The sequence below is a fragment of the Halorientalis pallida genome (assembly GCF_004118325.1).
In the GTDB taxonomy this organism is placed as follows: Archaea; Halobacteriota; Halobacteria; order Halobacteriales; family Haloarculaceae; genus Halorientalis; species Halorientalis pallida.
On the sequence record NZ_RDFA01000007.1, the window covers coordinates 116907 to 133831 of the forward strand.

The 16925-nt window shown below is 65.2% G+C and carries 21 protein-coding genes and 1 tRNA gene; 11 read left to right on the top strand and 11 right to left on the bottom strand.

What is annotated here, in order from left to right; genetic code table 11:
- The first annotated feature begins 67 nt into the window (after nt 1-67).
- Genes EAF64_RS17630 through EAF64_RS17640 form a run of 3 tightly spaced genes read left to right on the top strand, consistent with a single transcriptional unit; the run spans nt 68 to nt 4217 of the window.
- Nucleotides 68-2971: a glycosyltransferase gene (locus EAF64_RS17630; RefSeq protein WP_129070298.1), complete on the top strand. Its 2904-nt coding sequence runs from the start codon at nt 68-70 to the stop codon at nt 2969-2971.
- Nucleotides 2968-3732, top strand: a complete 765-nt coding sequence (locus tag EAF64_RS17635) for a glycosyltransferase (RefSeq protein WP_129070299.1) — start codon at nt 2968-2970, stop codon at nt 3730-3732. The genes EAF64_RS17630 and EAF64_RS17635 overlap by 4 nt, the downstream gene beginning before the upstream one ends.
- Nucleotides 3729-4217: a GtrA family protein gene (locus EAF64_RS17640; RefSeq protein ID WP_129070300.1), complete on the top strand. Its 489-nt coding sequence runs from the start codon at nt 3729-3731 to the stop codon at nt 4215-4217. Before EAF64_RS17635 ends, EAF64_RS17640 begins: the two co-directional genes overlap by 4 nt.
- Nucleotides 4218-4222: 5 nt before the next feature.
- On the opposite strand, the gene EAF64_RS17645 is transcribed toward EAF64_RS17640, so the two are convergent.
- A complete protein-coding gene (locus tag EAF64_RS17645; RefSeq protein ID WP_193767749.1) occupies nt 4223-5164 on the bottom strand; it encodes a glycoside hydrolase family 5 protein in 942 nt (313 codons plus the stop codon).
- Between the two features lie 43 nt (nt 5165-5207).
- The gene (locus EAF64_RS21160; RefSeq protein WP_193767750.1) at nt 5208-5384 is read right to left on the bottom strand and encodes a hypothetical protein; all 177 of its coding nucleotides are present in this window, start codon (nt 5382-5384) and stop codon (nt 5208-5210) included.
- 36 nt (nt 5385-5420) lie between these two features.
- Between EAF64_RS21160 and EAF64_RS17650 the strand changes: the two genes are divergently transcribed.
- Both EAF64_RS17650 and EAF64_RS17655 read left to right on the top strand, forming a co-directional pair.
- The gene (locus EAF64_RS17650) at nt 5421-6257 is read left to right on the top strand and encodes a deoxyribonuclease IV (protein ID WP_129070302.1); all 837 of its coding nucleotides are present in this window, start codon (nt 5421-5423) and stop codon (nt 6255-6257) included.
- An 81-nt stretch (nt 6258-6338) separates the two neighbouring features.
- Entirely contained in the window at nt 6339-7133 is a 795-nt protein-coding gene (locus EAF64_RS17655; protein WP_129070303.1) for a class I SAM-dependent methyltransferase, read from the top strand.
- 192 nt (nt 7134-7325) lie between these two features.
- Here the strand turns inward: EAF64_RS17655 and EAF64_RS21165 are convergent, their stop codons facing one another.
- From EAF64_RS21165 to EAF64_RS17670, 3 genes are all read right to left on the bottom strand, one after another.
- Complete coding sequence (locus EAF64_RS21165) at nt 7326-7508, bottom strand: hypothetical protein (RefSeq protein WP_193767751.1); 183 nt, start codon at nt 7506-7508, stop codon at nt 7326-7328.
- Nucleotides 7509-7570: 62 nt separating this feature from the next.
- Entirely contained in the window at nt 7571-8062 is a 492-nt protein-coding gene (locus EAF64_RS17665) for a hypothetical protein (RefSeq protein WP_129070305.1), read from the bottom strand.
- A 37-nt stretch (nt 8063-8099) separates the two neighbouring features.
- Nucleotides 8100-8753, bottom strand: coding sequence for a DUF7095 family protein (locus tag EAF64_RS17670; RefSeq protein ID WP_129070306.1), 654 nt, complete (start codon nt 8751-8753; stop codon nt 8100-8102).
- Between the two features lie 94 nt (nt 8754-8847).
- Between EAF64_RS17670 and EAF64_RS17675 the strand changes: the two genes are divergently transcribed.
- On the top strand, nt 8848-9549 hold the full coding sequence (locus EAF64_RS17675) for an alpha/beta hydrolase (RefSeq protein ID WP_129070307.1): 702 nt from the start codon (nt 8848-8850) through the stop codon (nt 9547-9549).
- Here EAF64_RS17675 and EAF64_RS17680 read toward each other — a convergent pair whose 3' ends face one another.
- A complete protein-coding gene (locus EAF64_RS17680) occupies nt 9550-10017 on the bottom strand; it encodes a DUF4442 domain-containing protein (protein WP_129070308.1) in 468 nt (155 codons plus the stop codon).
- A gap of 103 nt (nt 10018-10120) precedes the next feature.
- On the opposite strand from EAF64_RS17680, the gene ncsA reads away from it, so the two are divergent.
- Nucleotides 10121-11131, top strand: coding sequence for a tRNA 2-thiolation protein NcsA (ncsA, locus tag EAF64_RS17685; protein ID WP_129070309.1), 1011 nt, complete (start codon nt 10121-10123; stop codon nt 11129-11131).
- 173 nt (nt 11132-11304) lie between these two features.
- On the opposite strand, the gene ftsZ is transcribed toward ncsA, so the two are convergent.
- From ftsZ to EAF64_RS17700, 3 genes are all read right to left on the bottom strand, one after another.
- Complete coding sequence (ftsZ, locus tag EAF64_RS17690) at nt 11305-12522, bottom strand: cell division protein FtsZ (protein ID WP_129070310.1); 1218 nt, start codon at nt 12520-12522, stop codon at nt 11305-11307.
- A 3-nt stretch (nt 12523-12525) separates the two neighbouring features.
- Entirely contained in the window at nt 12526-12708 is a 183-nt protein-coding gene (locus EAF64_RS17695) for a ribbon-helix-helix domain-containing protein (RefSeq protein ID WP_129070311.1), read from the bottom strand.
- Between the two features lie 231 nt (nt 12709-12939).
- Nucleotides 12940-13497, bottom strand: coding sequence for a double zinc ribbon domain-containing protein (locus tag EAF64_RS17700; protein ID WP_129070312.1), 558 nt, complete (start codon nt 13495-13497; stop codon nt 12940-12942).
- Between the two features lie 150 nt (nt 13498-13647).
- Here EAF64_RS17700 and EAF64_RS17705 point away from each other — a divergent pair.
- Nucleotides 13648-13721, top strand: a tRNA-Tyr gene (locus EAF64_RS17705).
- A 139-nt stretch (nt 13722-13860) separates the two neighbouring features.
- Complete coding sequence (locus EAF64_RS17710) at nt 13861-14385, top strand: halocyanin domain-containing protein (protein ID WP_129070313.1); 525 nt, start codon at nt 13861-13863, stop codon at nt 14383-14385.
- An 83-nt stretch (nt 14386-14468) separates the two neighbouring features.
- On the opposite strand, the gene EAF64_RS17715 is transcribed toward EAF64_RS17710, so the two are convergent.
- Nucleotides 14469-15290: a winged helix-turn-helix domain-containing protein gene (locus tag EAF64_RS17715; RefSeq protein WP_227739041.1), complete on the bottom strand. Its 822-nt coding sequence runs from the start codon at nt 15288-15290 to the stop codon at nt 14469-14471.
- 183 nt (nt 15291-15473) lie between these two features.
- On the opposite strand from EAF64_RS17715, the gene EAF64_RS17720 reads away from it, so the two are divergent.
- Entirely contained in the window at nt 15474-15776 is a 303-nt protein-coding gene (locus EAF64_RS17720; RefSeq protein ID WP_129070314.1) for a HalOD1 output domain-containing protein, read from the top strand.
- A 1-nt stretch (nt 15777) separates the two neighbouring features.
- Here the strand turns inward: EAF64_RS17720 and EAF64_RS17725 are convergent, their stop codons facing one another.
- Nucleotides 15778-15966 (bottom strand): hypothetical protein, encoded by a 189-nt coding sequence (locus tag EAF64_RS17725; RefSeq protein WP_129070315.1) that lies wholly within the window; start codon nt 15964-15966, stop codon nt 15778-15780.
- A gap of 298 nt (nt 15967-16264) precedes the next feature.
- Here EAF64_RS17725 and EAF64_RS17730 point away from each other — a divergent pair, with 298 nt between their 5' ends.
- Entirely contained in the window at nt 16265-16924 is a 660-nt protein-coding gene (locus EAF64_RS17730) for an HAD family hydrolase (protein WP_129070316.1), read from the top strand.
- The last annotated feature ends 1 nt before the right edge of the window (nt 16925 follow it).

Below are 16925 nucleotides of genomic sequence, written 5' to 3' on the forward strand. Positions count from 1 at the left end.
CGGCTAGATGCGATCTGACGTCGGGCCAGCAGCGTCTGTCGAAGGCCTATCACGGCCCGCGAAGCAAATGAATGGGATCACCTTCACCGGCGTGCTGTCGGTCATCGCGGTGTTTTTCGGCACGGTCTGGACGGTCACGAACTTCTACAACTACTACCCGGTGGTCCAGTCGGCCGTGACGACACTGCTGACCGGAACGCGGACACGCGAGGCGGCGTTCGTCGGAACCGACGATATCGGCCTCGAGGAGTATCCGGAGGTCGACGTGCTCGTCCCGGCTTACCGGGAGGAGACGGTGATCCATCACGCGCTTCGTTCAGTTCGAAGCGCGGACTATCCACACGAGCGTCTCACCCTGACCGTCCTGCTCGAACCGGGCGACGATGCGACCCGAGAGGCCGTCGAGTCCGTCGCCGCCGACGTCGAGCTGGACGTGCTCACGGTCCCGTCAGCGTATCCCGGCTCGCCGAACAAACCGCGTGCGCTCAACTACGGGTTCGAGCGAACCGACGCCGAGATCGTCGGTGTGATCGACGCGGAAAACGTGGTCGAGACGGACCTGTTCGACCGGGTCGCGCGGGCCATCGTCGGCGGGAACCGCGATTACGTGCAGGGGATCGTCGATATGGCCAACGAGGACGACGGGTGGAAGAACCTCATCTTCCGGGCGGAATACGGCTACTGGTACCGATTCCTCGTGCCGGCGTTCAAGCGCCTCGGATTCCCGATTCCGCTCAGCGGGACGACCTGTTTCTTCAGACGATCCGTACTCGAAGACGCGTCGACGCGACGACGCGAACGCAAGGGCAGCCCCTGGGAGGAAGGCGACGAGTCCTGGCTCACCGAACACGGCTTCTCGGGTGTGACGCCGTGGGACCCGGACAACGTCACCGAGGACTTCGAGCTCGGCCTGTCTCTGTGGCTCACCGATCACGAGTTCGGACTCGTCGACTCGGTCACCAAAGAGGAGTCGCCACAGACGCTCGACAACTGGATTCAGCAGCGTACCCGCTGGCAGAAAGGGAAGATCTTCACGTTCGTGGACTTTCTCAGACACCCCGCTGGCTCGTCGTCGGACCGTGGACATCTGCTGTGGCAGTCGTTCCTGCCGCATCTCGGCCCGCTGAACATCACGGGGCTCGTGATGCTCGTAATCGTCGGATCCGCGATCCAGTTCGTGCCACAGTTCGCCCTGGTCGTCGGGGTCCTGTTGCTCTCGTTGACCTTTCTGGCCGTGGGTCTGGGCTCGTTCGGAGTAGGGTACTGGCTTGCGTCGACCAAGTCCGGTGGTGCCAGAGCGATACGGGCATGTCTCGTCGTGGCCACGGTGCCGTTCTACTGGCTCCTCCAGTGGGGTGCGGATATCAGAGCGTTCAAGCAGTTGTATCTCGGCGACCTCGGTTGGGAAAAGACCGTCCACAGGGACAGGGGCCGGTTCGAGAGTCTCCAACACGACGAGGAGACCGAGGCCGAGTCGCTGGGTCACTCGGTCAAGCGGACGCTACAAAAACACGTCCTTCTGACTCCCATACTCCTCCTCGCCTTGGTACTTCGACTGCCCAATATCGGACGCAGTCTCTGGGTCGACGAGGTATACTCGGTGACTGTCAGGGGGTCGATGAACGTCTACGGGATCGTCACGACGGCGGCGGATCCACACCCCCCGCTGTACTACCTCTTCCTGAAACTCTGGATGGTACTGTTCGGCCGGTCCGAAGTTGCTGTTCGCTCGCTGTCGCTTCTGTTCGGGATCGGCTCCGTCGGTGCGGTCTACCTGCTGGCTGGTGAACTGTACGATCGTCGGACCGGGCTGATCGCCGCGCTACTGACGGGAATTTCTACCTTCCAGATCCAGTACTCACAGACCGCCCGTATGTACACGATGCTGGTCTTCTTTGCCACTCTCTCGTTGTACTTCTACGTACGAACGCTCCGGAACCACAACCTCGACAACCGGTTCGGGTACGCCACCGCGACGCTACTGATGCTCTCGACCCACGTGTACGGCTCATTCGTGTTGCTGGCTCAGTTGCTACACTTGGGCACACGACTCGTCGCGTCCACCGACATCCGGGCGGTCAAGAAGTGGTTCGGCACGCAGGTCCTCGCCGGTGCCCTCTTCGTCCCGTGGATGGGGTTGGTCGCGCTCCCCAACTATCTCTTCGGCGAGGGAACGGAAGTCCGGTGGCTGTCCGAACCGGGATTGCTGGAACTTCGCTCCATCCTGCTGGCGTACGCTGGCGTGCCGACTAATTACCCGCAGATCAAACTCACTCCGTTCACGCTCAACGTCGGGATCCTGTTCGGAGTCGTCCTCCTGATCGCGATTCTCTGGCAGGTATATCTTGAGTGGCGTACGGCCGAACGGGTTCGGGGATCTGTGTTGCTCCTGTCACTCCTGGTCACTATCATCGCGATTCCGTACCTCGTGTCGGTCAGCGTGTTTCCGTTCTTGGAGACTCGCTACACGATTGTCGGCTTCGTGGCAGTGGCCATCTTCGTGGCGAAGTCGATCACCGACGTTGACTACCGTCCCGTGCAGGTCATCGCACTCGTCGTAATCGTTTTCCTGTTCGGTGCCATGCTGCCGAGTTACTACACCGCCGACTCGGCCGAGAACTGGGATCGGGCCACGTCCATCCTCGAGGACGATCTCGACTCGGAATCGCTCGTCGTCTTCAATCCCGGCTACACCAGCGGTGCCGTCGACTACTATCTCGGGGAGAATCACTCGGCCGACATGGTCCAGTACACCTCGTCACAGGCGTTCAGCCGTCGAATCGCCGAGAAGCAGTACGATCAGGTCTGGGTCGTCAACATCCACGGTGAGAATCGAGGTGCTGTCCGGCGGGCGCTCCCACGGACGTACCAGAACCACCGGAACGAGACGGTCGGTGAGATCCGTCTCACACGATTCGGATCGAGCGCGACGGCCGACCACGTCAATCGTCTCGCGGAGGGAGAGCCGTGACCCGCGACTCGGTCGGTGTCGTCGTCCCTGCCTACGAACCCGACGTGTCACGACTCCGTAACTACGTCGAGGCGATAGAGGGGTCGCTCTCGCCGACGGCGATACTCGTCGAACTCGACGCACCTGCGACAGGGCTACGGGACCGACTGGCCGACCTTCCCGGTCGCGTCGAGACGGCCCCACATCGCCGTGGAAAAGGTGCTGCGATCACCGCTGGCTTCGAGCGACTGGACACGGACGTATTGGCGTTTGTCGACGCCGACAGGTCGACGCCGGTTGCCTCTCTCGGCGAAGTCCTCGATCCGGTGGTGAGCGCACGCAGCGATCTCGCGGTCGGTTCGCGGCGACATCCGGATGCCGAAATCGTCAGCCAGCAGACGGTCCTGCGGCAGCTACTCGGCGACTGTTACGCCTGGATTGCCGGCAGACTGCTCTCGGTCTCTCTGCACGACTACCAGTGTGGCGCGAAGGCGATCCGTGCGGATGGCTGGGAACGGGTCCGCGAACACCTCTACGAGCCGGGATTCGCGTGGGATATCGAACTGGTCGCGATCGCCGGTGCGCTGGACCTCTGTGTCCGGGAGGTCCCAGTCGAGTGGCGAGATCGGGCGGGTTCGACGGTCGATCCGGTGCGCGACGCTGCGACGCTGTTTCGGGCGCTCCTCGCGGCCCGGTACCGAGCCGACCGACTGCGTGAAAACGGTCGACAGACCACCAACGAGGTCAGAAACCAGGGAGTGCCACCCTTGGTCGACCGATGAGCGGTCGCGACCGGCTCCGGCGTGTGCTCCCAGACCGAATCGAGCCGCTCCTCTCGGGAACACTGTTCGGTCGATTCCTTTCGGTCGGAATCGTCGGTGCGTTCGCCGACAACGCGACCCTCGCCGTCGGTGCGCTCGTCCTCGGTCTCCCGGACCTGCCGGCGAAGGCCGTCGGCGTCGAAGTCGCAATTATCGTGATGTTCGTCGTCAACGAACGGTGGACCTTCGCCGGCCGGGGTGCCCCCGGTCTCGGTCCACTCGCACGTCGCTTCGGCAGATCACATCTCGTCCGCTCGGGTGGTGTATCGCTCCAGATCGCCGCCTACTGGCTCTTGACGCGTCGACTCGACGTCACCGTCGTCGCGGCCGGGATCGACGTGTGGTTTCTCGTCGCCAGCGTCGCCGCGATCGGTGTCGCGATGCTCGTCAACTACGCGTTCGAGGGGCTGTTTACCTGGCGGCTCCAGCGTGGCGAGTCGACCTGACGCGGCTACGCCCGGTCGGCCAGGTCAGCCAGGTACCGTTTCGTGAACGCGCCCATGTACCGATCGCCGCTGCGGAGGGTGCCGTCGGTATCGAACATCGTCGGACTCCAGAGCGAATCGGCACACCACGCCGTCCAGCAGAGGTTCTCTATTCCCTCGAAGTACTCCCGGAGTGGCTCTCCGTATCCCGACGTGCTCCCGACCATGTGGTCCGGCTTGTCCTCGTCGTCGACGTAGCCCCACTCCGTCACGAACAGTGGATACTCGTCCGCGACCGCGGCGAGCGCGTCGAGATCGTGGTTCTCGAAGTGCGACGGATAGATGTGTGTCGCGTATACGATGTCGTCGCCTCTGAATGGATCCTCCGGGGCGTATTTCGTGTACGTCGACCAGCGTGGCGACCCGACAAGGAGCGGCGTTTCGGGCGCGTGTGCGCGGACGAGGTCGATCCACGGCTGCGCCGTCCGTCGCCACTCGGCCCAGTCGCGACGGCCGTCGCCGAACGGTTCGGTCGGTTCGTTGTACAACTCGAAGAGGACGTGTTCGTCGTCGGCGAACGCCGGTCCGACCGCGTCCCAGAACCGCCGTACCTCCCGGTCGATCTCGTCGGTGTTCCAGGGTTCGACCCGGTGGAAGTCGACGATCGCGTAACAGCCCTGCTCGCCCAGGAAGTCGACGACCGGTCGCATGTACTCCTCGATAGTCCGGTCGAGTCCGATCGAATCGATCGAGTGCTGGAACGGTACCCGAACCACGTCGGTGTACCAGCCTTCGGTCGGATCGGTGAGACGGTCGAGCGTCTCCAGAAACGTCGTATCACCCATCTGCTGGTACTGTGTCCCCCACCAGGGATCGACCGTGTTCAGCCCGTGGAGATTGACTCTGTTGCCTGCCGGGTCCTTCAGCCATTGATCATCGACGTGGGGGCGTGGCGGTGTGGGTTGCACGTGTGAGTCTGACGACTCGGACTCGCCCCTCGGGGATGCCTTGCTATTCGGCGACCGTCTCGACGTCGAGCCGAGTGACGGTGACAGCCCTCCCGCAGCGACGGCGGTCAGGTACTGACGCCGGGAGGGACTCGTCACCGTTCCGTGCATCCCTGTCGTACTCCGTGATCGAGACTGTTATTTTCACCGACCGTTTCGAAGTCACGGTCCCGTCGCGCATCGAAGCCGCTTTGGGACCGAGACACCCAGTGTCGATATGCTTAGAGTCGGTGCACACACCTCTATCGCGGGCGGCGTCGACAACGCCGTCGAGGAGCAACTGGACTACGGCGGGAACTGCGGGCAGATCTTCTCGCACTCGCCGCAGGTCTGGCAGGACCCGAATATCGACGCCGACAACGCAACGCAGTTCCGCGAGCGTTCCGCGGAGCGAGACGTTGGCCCGTGGGTGATCCACTCCTCGTACCTGGTCAACCTCTGTACCCCCAAAGACGACCTCCGGGCGAAGTCCATCGATTCCATGCAACAGGAGGTCGACGCCGCCGCCGAACTCGACGTCGACTACGTCAACGTCCACCTGGGAGCCCACACTGGAGCCGGTGTCGACCAGGGGCTCTCCAACGCCGCGAGTGCGCTGGACGAACTCGACGTGCCCGACGACGTGACGATCCTGATCGAGAGCGACGCGGGCAGCGGGACGAAACTCGGCGGGCAGTTCGAACACTTGGCGACCGTCCGGGAACGCACCGAACGGGACATCGAGTTCTGTCTGGACACCGCCCACGCCTTCGCGGCGGGCTACGACCTCTCGACGCCCGAGGGGGTCGACGACACGCTCACCGAGTTCGACGACGTGGTCGGCCTCTCCGATCTGTCCTGTGTCCACCTCAACGACTCCAAACACGAGTGTGGTACGAACAAGGACGAACACGCCCACGTGGGCGAAGGCCTGATCGGCGACGACGGCATGCGCGCGTTCGTCAACCACGAGGCCATCCGGGACGTGCCACTGGTGCTCGAGACGCCGACCGAAGACGGCCGGAGCTTCGAGTGGAACATCGACCGCGTCAACGAACTGCGGGACAGCGAGTAAATCCACACGAAGGTATTTTGTTCCTACGTCCGTTTTCGGTCGAACCAGTCGGTTTTTGACGGGGTCGGGCGTAGCCCGCCTGTGCGCGAGTTCAGTGCCGAGTATCTGGAGACGACGCGGGCGGGGATGTGGGCCGACTCCCGGGAGGCACTCGCCGACCTCGACCTTCCGGCCCGTGACCGAGTCCTGGACGTGGGCTGTGGGACGGGCGAGTTGACGCGCGTCCTCCGCGAGGAGAGCCCCGCCGAAGTGGTCGGCCTCGACGCCGACCGGGGACTGCTCGCGAGCGTCGATCCGCCTCGACTGCAGGCCGACGCGCTCTCCTTGCCGGTGGCCGACGACAGTTTCGACCTGGTGGTCTGTCAGGCGCTGCTCGTGAACCTGCCGGACCCGGCCGCGGCGGTCGCGGAGTTCGCTCGTGTGTCCTCGGAGTTAGTCGCGGCCATCGAACCGAACAACGCCGCGGTGTCGGTGACCTCCTCGGCCGACCCGGAGGCACAACTCGCACGGCGGGCGCGTGAACTCTACCTGCAGGGAGTGTCGACCGACGCCACGCTCGGCGCGGACGCGGCCGGCGTCTTCGAGGAAACCGGCCTGACCGACATGACCACGACGCGGTACGACCACGAACGACGGATCGAGCCACCCTACTCCGAGCACGCCGTCGAAGCGGCCCGCCGGAAGGCCAGCGGTGAGGGGCTGGCGGTCGACCGCGAGACGATGCTCGCCGGCGACGCCACGCCCGAGGCGGTCGACGACCTCCGGGAGGCCTGGCGCGCGATGGGCCGGGACGTCGTCGTCCAGATGCAGGCCGACGAGTACCACCGCCGCGAGGTCGTCCCCTTCTTCGTCACCGCCGGTCACGTCTCCGAGTAACTACCAGAAATCGTATACTTGTCTGCCGGCTGGCTGATGCTTTTAGATAAGAACTCTGGTATTTATTATACCAGATTCCGTATGTTTCTGCGGGCGTAATACGGCCCCGGCAGGCGTGTGGTCCCGCGGCTCTCGACGCTCCCTGTGGCCGGGATCTGTCTCACTCGCCGTTCGCACAGTCGGTCCGTGCGCTCACTCGTCTTCTTCGCCCTCTTCGCCATCGTTCTCACCGCCCTCCTCGTCACCCATCCCGTCTTCCGCTCCCTCGCCGTCCTCGTCGTCACCGTCACCCTCGCCTTCGGGGCCGGCACACCCCGCCAGTCCGAACAGGCCGAGCGCACCGAACCGGGCGAACCGCCGCCTGGACAGTCGCATACGACTGGGCGGTCCACGAGGACGTACTTAGTTCACCTGCCGAGAGGTGCGGGTCCGTGTCGTCACACTCGGTCGGTCGTCACCAGAAAATCCGACAGGAAGTCCTCGCCCCAGCCCCGCGCACCCTCGACGCACTTGGCCGCGTAGTAGGGGATCGGTTCCGGGTCGTCCAGGCCGCCCTCGCTGGTCGCGATCAGGCGCTCGTCGAGGCGCTCGACGGTCGTCGCGTCCGCCGCGTCGTAGGGAAGTACGTCGCTCGGTGGCACGTCGACCAGGTCGTAGCGGTACTCGCGCTTCCGGTACTCGGTGAACTCCGCGTCGGGCACGTCCGGAACGAGGACGGCGTTGAGCCACGCCCCCGGTTCGGGTGCGACGTTCAGGATCGCCGTCTCACCGCCCTCGCCCTCGCGGTGGGCCGAAGCCTTGTCGAACCGCCGCCGGTAGCCGTGGACTTCCACCGGGATGGCGTCGGCCACCGTGCCCTCGGAGAGCGTCGCGGCGAGCGTCGGTTCGTGGAGGAGGCTCCCGTAGACGAGGACGCCGCGGTCGGTCATACCCCCACTGATGCAGGGAGCGACATGTCCGTTTCGTTCACACCACGTCGCCCCGGACGGTCGCCCCCTCCGCCTCGGCGCGGTACTGTTTCACTGCGTCGGCGGCCGTTTCGGCCTCGCCGGCCTCGAGCCCCAGCATCTCCAGCGCGCCCGACAGCGGCGGGAAGGCGAACTCGCTCTCCCGGAGCTTCCGGAAGGCTTCGTCGCTCCGCTGACCCTCGGCCCACAGACAGACCCCCCGCGGATCGAGGATCTGCGCGTAGTCCTCGTGGGCCATCGCGCCCTCCAGTCGCTGTCTGACGTTGTCCTCGAAGGAGGCGTTACAGACTTCGAGGTGGATCGGTTCGTCGTCGTCGATCAGGTGGGCGGCCAGGCACTGCTCGGGCGCGGCGTGGCCGTTGGCGTTGGCGCGCAGGTACTCCGGGTGTTCCTCGGCCCAGTCGGCGTCGACGGTCTCGCCGACGCCCTCGATCCCGTGGGACTCGCGGAACTCCTCGGCCCGGTCGGAGTCACGCCCGAAGAGCATGTCCTTGGTGACGTAGACGTCCAGTCGCTCGACGGGGTCGAGGCCGAGCGCCACGTCGCCGTAGACCCACACCTCGCGGACGGGCACGGGCATCGGCTCGGTGGCGACGGTCTCGACGAGGTCGGCCACGCGGTCGACGGCCGCCCGGCGCTCGAAGTCGGTCATCGGTCCCACTACCGACGCGACGGGCAAAACGGTTCCGTGGCTCGACGGCCGTGTCGGGACGGGGATACTTAGCACAGGCCGCCCACGCAGGGGTATGCGCCGCGAACTGTTCGGCCCCGAGGACGGGCGCGACCTCGTGGTCGTCCTCGGCTGGGGCAACGAGTTCGAGTTCGAGACCGTCCAGTGGTTACTCGACCGGCTGACCGACGCGGGCTATCGCGTCCACGGGTTCCAGATCCCGACGGTCGTCACCGACTTCGAGGACGAGTGGCTGGACCCCGTCGCCGAGTACGTCGCCGATTTCGACGAGTATCGTTTGCTCACCCACTCGACGGGTGGCCTCATCGGCGAGTTCCTCGACGATCCCGCGCCCGTCCACGAGGTCCACCTGAGCCCGTGGTGGGGGTTCCACGACGACCTCGACAACCCTCTCGTGAACCTGGCGATGAAACTCCCGCTCGCCACGCCGATCCTCCCGACCGGTATCGACAAGGCATCGCTGGGTACCCACACCACGGACCACCAGATCGAGGCCACACCCGACAAGGCGGCCCCGACCTTCCTCCGGGAAGCCCGCTGGGGGCAGGACCGACTCCCGCCGTTCGACGACGACACCGTCGTCTTCTACACCCCCGAGGACCCCGTCGTCGGCGCCGACGCTATCGAGGCCCGGACCCCAGAGCGCAACCGGATCAGCTACGAGGGCGGCCACGAACTGTTCGGCTCGGCCAGCCGCGAGGACCACATCGACACCGTCCTCGCGGCGCTCGACACTGGCGTCGACGCGCTCGAGTAGTCAGGCTCGCTTGTCGTCGTTGGTGCTGACGCGGAGCGTCTTCTCGACCGTCGCGTGGACCACGCCGCCTTCGTCGACGAGATCGACCGTGTACTCGCGGTCGATGGACTCTTGCTCTTGGAGTGCCTGCCGGATCGCCGCGACCTCCGCGTCGGTGATCTCGAACGTGGCGTAGAGGTCCGACTCGCCCGGCTTCTCGAACTGAATCTCGGCGGCCTTGTCCCAGACCACGTAGTCGTCGCCGAGGCGATTGATGAGCATCAGCATATAGATGGGATCGACTGCGCCGTACATCGACCCGCCGAAGATGGTGCCGACGTAGTTGCGTGTCCGCAGGTTGCGGGGCACCTTCACCTCGACTTCCGACCAGTCCGGTTCGATGTGTGTGACCCGTCCGCCAGTCCCGCGATACGCGGGGAACAGTCGAAACGCCAGCTTCCAGAGCCGTACCCGCAGTCGGTCGAACATATCCGTCCGACCGGCCACACCCTGAAGTACGTTTCCGAACCGGTCCCCGCCGGCAATTGCGTTTCCGAAACGGTCAACCCCGCCGATCAGCAAGGGTTCGGCAATGGACTGTGACAAGTGCGGCGACGAGGCGGTGATGCACGCCGCCTACTCCGGCCTGCACATGTGCGCCGATCACTTCTGTCGGTCCGTCGAGAGCCGGACCCGTCGGCGTGTCCGCGAGGACAACCTGCTCCCCGACGACGCCAGCCCCGACGACCCCGAGACCTGGCTGATCGGACTCTCCGGCGGCAAGGACAGCGTGGTCCTCACGCAGATTCTCCACGACACCTTCGCCGAGGACCCGCGGGTCGAACTGGTCGCGCTGACCATCCACGAGGGGATCGAGGGCTACCGCGACGAGTCGCTTTCCGCCTGTCTCGACCTCACCGACGACCTCGATCTGCGCCACGAACTCGTCACCTACGAGGAGGAGTTCGACCTCCGGATGGACGACGTGGCCGTCGAGGACCCCATGGACATGGCCCCCTGTGCCTACTGTGGGGTCTTCCGCCGCGATCTGCTCTCGAAGTACGCGGCGGAGTACGATGCCGATAAACTCCTGACCGGGCACAACCTCGACGACGAGGCCCAGACCGCCCTGATGAACTTCTTCGAGGGCGACGTGGAACAGATGGCCAAACACTTCGACGCGAGTCTGGGGGCGTTCCCGGGTGCGGCCGACGGGGACGGCGACCGCGACGGCACCCCCACCCGCGTCAGCACCGACGGCCCGTTCGTCCCGCGAGCGAAACCACTCCGGGACGTGCCCGAGAAGGAGGTCGCCCTCTACGCCCAGCTGAAAGATCTCCCCGCCCACATCACCGAGTGTCCCCACGCGAGCGAGGCCTACCGCGGCGAGATCCAACAGCTCCTGTTCGATATGGAGGAGCGCCACCCCGGGGTCCGACACTCGATCATGGCCGGCTACGAGGACCTGGCCGCGATGGCCGCCCGCGCCTACCGGGACGGCGGCGGCCCCGAGTACGGCGAGTGCGAGCGCTGTGGCGCGACGACGACACGCGCAGTCTGTCGGAAGTGTTCGCTGGTCGAAGCCGTGCAGACTGCCGATTGACGGACGGAGTCCGTCAATCGAACCCGCGCTCACTCCGTTCGCACGGACGCCGACTAGTCCGCCGTGCGTCAGACGCTCGTCACACGGGAAACCGGCGGCTACCCGGACGTAAACGTACGTTTTCGTGAGAAAAGCGGAAAGTTAGTGGGACGCTTCGCGGGTGGGCCGGTGGCTCAGTTCGTCCGGATGACGTCGAGACCGTTTTTCGTCTCGCTGGTCTCGTCCTGGCCGCCGTCGGCCCAGCCGTCACTCTGCGTACCGGAGGCGTTGCCCATGCCGTTCTCGACGTGATCGCTCGCGTCGAACGTGCCCTCGAACTCGGCCTCGTCGGCGTCCATCGCCTGCTTGGACTTGTTGGCCTGCTTCTGGGCCGTCGGACCGAGGATCTGGGCGCTCTGGACGCCGGTCATGATGGCCATGACCCGGACCTTGCCCTTGTACTCCTCCTGGATGCGCGCGCCCCAGATGACGTTGGCGTCGGCTTCCAGGCGGTCTGTGATGTTCTGGGCGATGCCCTCGGCCTCCTTCAGCGTGAGGTCGGGACCGCCGGTGATGTGGACCAGGCCACCCGAGGCACCGCGGTAGTCCACGTCCAGCAGCGGGTGGTTCATCGCGTCCTTGACGACCTCCTCGGTCTTGTTCTTGTCCTGGGTCTCGCCGACGAGCATGACTGCCACGCCACCCTTGTTCATGATGGCGGACATGTCGGCGTAGTCGAGGTTGATCAGCGACGGCTGAGTGATCGTCTCGGAGATGCCCTTGACGGTCTCGGCGATGATCTGGTCCATCACCGAGAACGCCTTGCCGATGGGCAGGTTCGGGACGTAGTCGAGCAGGCGGTTGTTGTCCAGCACGATGATCGAGTCGGCCTCGTTACGCAGTTTCTCGAGGCCTTCCTCGGCCTTCACAGTGCGGGCACGCTCGACGTTGAACGGCGTCGAGACCATCCCGACGACGATCGCGCCCTGCTCTTTGGCGATCTTCGAGACCACGGGGGCCGCACCGGTCCCGGTACCGCCACCCATGCCGGCGGTGACGAACACGAGGTCCGCCTCGCCGAGGACTTCCTTGATCGTGCCCTGTGCCATCTCGGTCGCGCGCTCGCCCATGCTGGGGTCGCCACCCGCGCCGAGCCCGTTGGTGAGACTCTTGCCGACCAGGATCTTCGTGTCGGCCTCGATCATCTCGAGGTGCTGGCGGTCGGTGTTGATCGCGACGGTTTCGGCACCGTCGACACCGATGTTGTACAGCCGGTTGACGGTGTTGTTCCCGGCACCGCCGGCGCCGACGATGACGATCCGCGGGTCACCGAAGCCTTCCGCGCCAGCGTTGTCCTGCTGTTTCTTCTCTTTCTCGTCGTTTTCGAGTGCCGACTTTACGAGGTCCTGCATCGTCTACACCTTGGCCCAGGACCGCTTGCGTTTGTCAGAGGAGTCCCGGGTGTCCTCCTGTTCGTTTAGCATGTCGCGGACGGCCGAGCGAATTGCCTCGCTCCGATTCGGGTACTCCCCGGAATCGACCATTCGTTCGACCTCTTCGATCTGCTGTTTCGGAATCCGTAGTGTCACACGCTCCATTTTTGGTTCCCCTGTTAGGGTAAGACGGTGGGGGTATGTCACCGCGCCCCAGTGTTTTACACACCGGAAACCGCACCACGGCAGCCGATTGTTGTGCGTCGCGCCCGGTGTGTAAGACGCACCGTCTTACGCAGAGTTTACATCAGACTGTTGGGTTATAAAGGTTTCCCCTACCGTAAGACAAGTGCGTCTTAACGGAGTAAACGCCATCCTAACGCCGTTTACGGCGGATTATGGTTGGTCTAACACGTCCGCTGCCGGGGTCCGGCGGCCACAGCCGGGGCAGAACGCCCAGTCCGAACGCAGTTCGTCGCCGCACTCACAGAACACGCGGCGGGCAGCCTTCTCGCCGCAATTCGGGCAGTAAACGTGGTTAGCGCCCAGGTCTTCGCCGCACTGCTGGCACGTGTTACGCTCGTCCGCCGCCGCGTCTGACACGTCCTCGTTCTCGTCAACGGGCGTCTTACGCTCGTCGACGCTCACGTCGTCGGACTCGGCGGAACCGCCGTCGAGATCGATGTTTACGTTGATATCCTGTGGCTGGCGTGGCGTAAACGCCGTCTCCAGCCGGTCGGCGATCATCGCGTCCACACGTTCCGCGACGAGGTCGTCGAGGCTATCCTCGGTGGACGTCGCCGAGGCGCTCGACGCCGAACGCTCCGGGGTGCCGTCGGTCTCCCCGTCGAGATACGTCCGGAGGGCATCCCGCATGACCTCGCTTTTCGACGCGTCGAACTCCTCGAGTTGCTCGATGAGTTCGTCGTCCGCGCGGAACGTTATCTTACTCATTCGACCTGTCATACACCAAGTCAGGCAAACTATTTCAATCTTCCCGACTGTCTGACGGTCGTCAGTCGCCGCGACGACGAACTCTGGGCCCGCGGGCGATTCCCGAATGATAACGGTTAAGTCCGACAGTGGTCCTACGTTGTGATGCGACCGCCCTTAGCTCAGACTGGTAGAGCAGTCGACTGTAGATCGACTTGCCCCCCGTTCAAATCGGGGAGGGCGGACTGCTTCTCGCGGCTGTCGACGAGATCTCCCAGCGACTGGTCCGTCACGCTCCCGTCTGCTCTGGGGGTCGAACGTCCCGTTCTCAGATATCGGGAGCCCGCTCGGACATACTTACGACCCCGGATCGGTGGAACGGACATGGACGAGACCACACGCCGTTGGCTGCTTCGGGCCGTCGGTGCCGGCGTGGTCGCCGGAACTGCAGGGTGTAGCGCCAGCAGTGGAAGTGCCGCCGGCAGCGACGTTCCGACCGTTCCGGGCAGCGAGTACCCGACGATCGACGAGTGGCTGTCGACGTCCGACGTCGGCGGTCCGGCGACGAACTACCACGGCGAATTACTCGACTGGACCGACCGGGACACGGTGACGATCTCGGTTGGTGCCGACGGAAACGAAGGGAACTTCGCGTACGGGCCGCCGGCGGTGGTCGTCTCGACGGGGACGGTCGTCGAGTGGTCCTGGACGGGGCTCGGGAACCCCCACGACGTGGCCGCACACCCCACCGACCAACTCGGGGCGTCCGACTACACGTTCGACTCCGGTGGCCTGAAAGACGGGTCGGGCGTCAAGTTCACGACGACGATGGACCAGCAGGGGAGCGCGCTGTATCACTGCACCCCCCACCTCTCGCTCGGGATGAAAGGCGGAATCGTCGTGGAGTAGAGTCGGCGGGCGATCCGATACCTCTTCGAGCCACTCACGACGGTACGTTCCCCTGGTTTCCGCCCGGGACGGCGGCGTTGCACTCACTCCAGAAGCGCTCGCAGGATCCGGAGTTCCTCGGCTTCCGAAATCGTCTCGGCGTCCATACAGGCGTGAACGACCTTGTGGACGAGGTCGGGGTCGTCGAACGCCGATCCCTCGCTCCCGCCGTCACGGGCCGCTTCGAGGGCCGCGACCCGTCCTTCGAGGTCGGCGAGGGCGGTCCCGACTTCGGCTGTCGCGGACCTCGGGTCGTCGCCGTCCACCCCCGTCGGTGCCGCCTCATCAGTATCCGTCGAGGGGGGCTCGGCCGTGGAGCCACCGTCCGTCGTGACGCCAGGGGCCGGCGGTTCGTCGAAGACGGCGTCGACGAACGACTCCCGTTCGCTCCACTCGAAGCCCTCGATCCCGTTCACGCGCTTGTTCACGGTCGCGCGCGACACGCCCACACGCTCGCCGATCTCCTGCTGTGTCGCCGTCGGCTCGGCTGCGACGATCGCCAGGACGTCACGTTGTTTCTCGGAGAGAGCACCCGGTTCGGGGTAGCAATCTGACTCCGAATCGGCGGCCCCAGCGTCGACTGTCTCGGCCGTTCCGTCGCCGGCCGCGTCGGTCGGTCCGCCGTCTGCGGCGTCACCACCCTCACTGCTGTCGGCTGCCGGAGGGGTCGACGCGTCCGGCGATTCCTCCTCGGCGGCGGGATCGCCGTGTTCCTCGAAGACGTGCTCGACCAGATCCGGCGTCGCGCTCGGGACCATCGACGCGAGGTCGTCGACCGACGCGTCGGGATTCTGCCGCGCAACGTCCAGGATTCGCCTGTGCCGCATCGAACTGGGGCGTGACCCACCCGTATCCTCAGTTCCCATCCTTGTTTTCACTGCAGTTCTTCTGACATGATAACTCTTCTCCGAGTTGCAATTTTCGCCATCCGTCCCGTCGGGCGGTGCCGGCGTCTGACCCAAGAGCGACATGTTAAATAGTACGACGGACAACCACGGAACGAGAGGATTCTGTCGTCGCGTGGCGCCGCAGAACCAACCAGATCCGCTATGACACCCCCTGACGACAGGGAGGTCGCGTACGATGCGGAGACCGGAACGTACCGGACCTCCTACGACCCGTCGACGCAGAACCCGAGCATCCGCGTCCTCGAAGCCGTCGGCGCGGTCAGAGACGCCGAACCGACGACGCTCGATCCGCTCGACGAGTACGTCGACCCGGACGCGCTCGATCACGTCTTCGGCCCGACCACGGAGAAGTCCGGTGTTCACGGCTCGCTATCGTTCAACTACGAGGGACTGCTCGTCGTCGTCCACAGCGACGGCGAGATAGAACTCCGGGAACAGGTCTGACCTACGCTCGTTTCTCCGGTGGACGCCCGCCGCTGTCGAGCCACTCCGTCGACCGGATGTCGTAGCCGCCACAGTCCGGGCAGACCTGCGGTTGTCGCTCGAACGTCGCGTGACAGGTGAGACACTCGTACTGGGAGCCGTCCGACTGTTCGCGGGACAGGTACTCCTTCAACCGCAGTAGCGTACCCATCCGGATCACCTCGCGTCCCGCACGGGGTGTGTACGAGACCGCACTGTCGTGTGGGGGGTGGGGAAATACCGACCTCGGGCCTCAGTCATATCACGGGATGAAGGACCTGGCACTATTGAATGTACCCGACCGTTCAACCGACGGACGGCGGCCGTATCCCGGCGGATACAGATCCCCGCTACAGATACCGAATCCGAGAGGTTTCTGGGCGGCGTACTCGCCGGTCGGTCGTCACGTGTTTGCGGGTAGCCGTCTGATGACCGCGCCGTTTTTGTGAGTGCCGCGGGTGAATTCTCGCGTGGCAGTTTCGTTCGATCTCTTCGGGACGCTAGTCGACGTCGACCGGTCCTCTGACCCGGCGACCGCGGTCGCGGCGGCACTGTCCGACAGGGACGTCGCCGTCCCCGACGACTGGGCGAGCGCCTATCGGGAGCGCCACATCGACGCGCCCGACGGCGCGACGGTACCACTGCCGGCCCACGTCAGCGCCGCCCTCGCCAGCCGTGGCGTCGACGCCCCCGGGACGGCAATCAGACGCGCCGTCGTCGCGGCGTTCGACCCCGACGTCGAGACCCGTGACGGGGCGGTCGAGGCCGTCCGCGCGGCCGCGGCCAACGGTCCGGTCGGCGTCCTCTCGAACTGCAGCGTGCCCAATCTGGTCTCGCGCGTCCTCACGCGCTCGGCCGTCGACCGCGACCTGCTGGACGCCACGGTCACGAGCATCAGCTGTGGCTGGCGCAAGCCCGACCGCCGGGCCTTCACGGCGGTCGCGACGGCGCTCGACGTGCCCCTCGCGGACCTCTGTCACGTCGGCGACGACCGGCGGACGGACGGCCGCGTCGTGGACCGTGAGTCGACGACTGACGCGTCCGACACGACGGGACCGAATCACGTCCTCCTGGAGGACGTGTCCCTCGCCGAGTTCCCGTCGTACATGGAGGGTCGCGCGTGGGACTGAC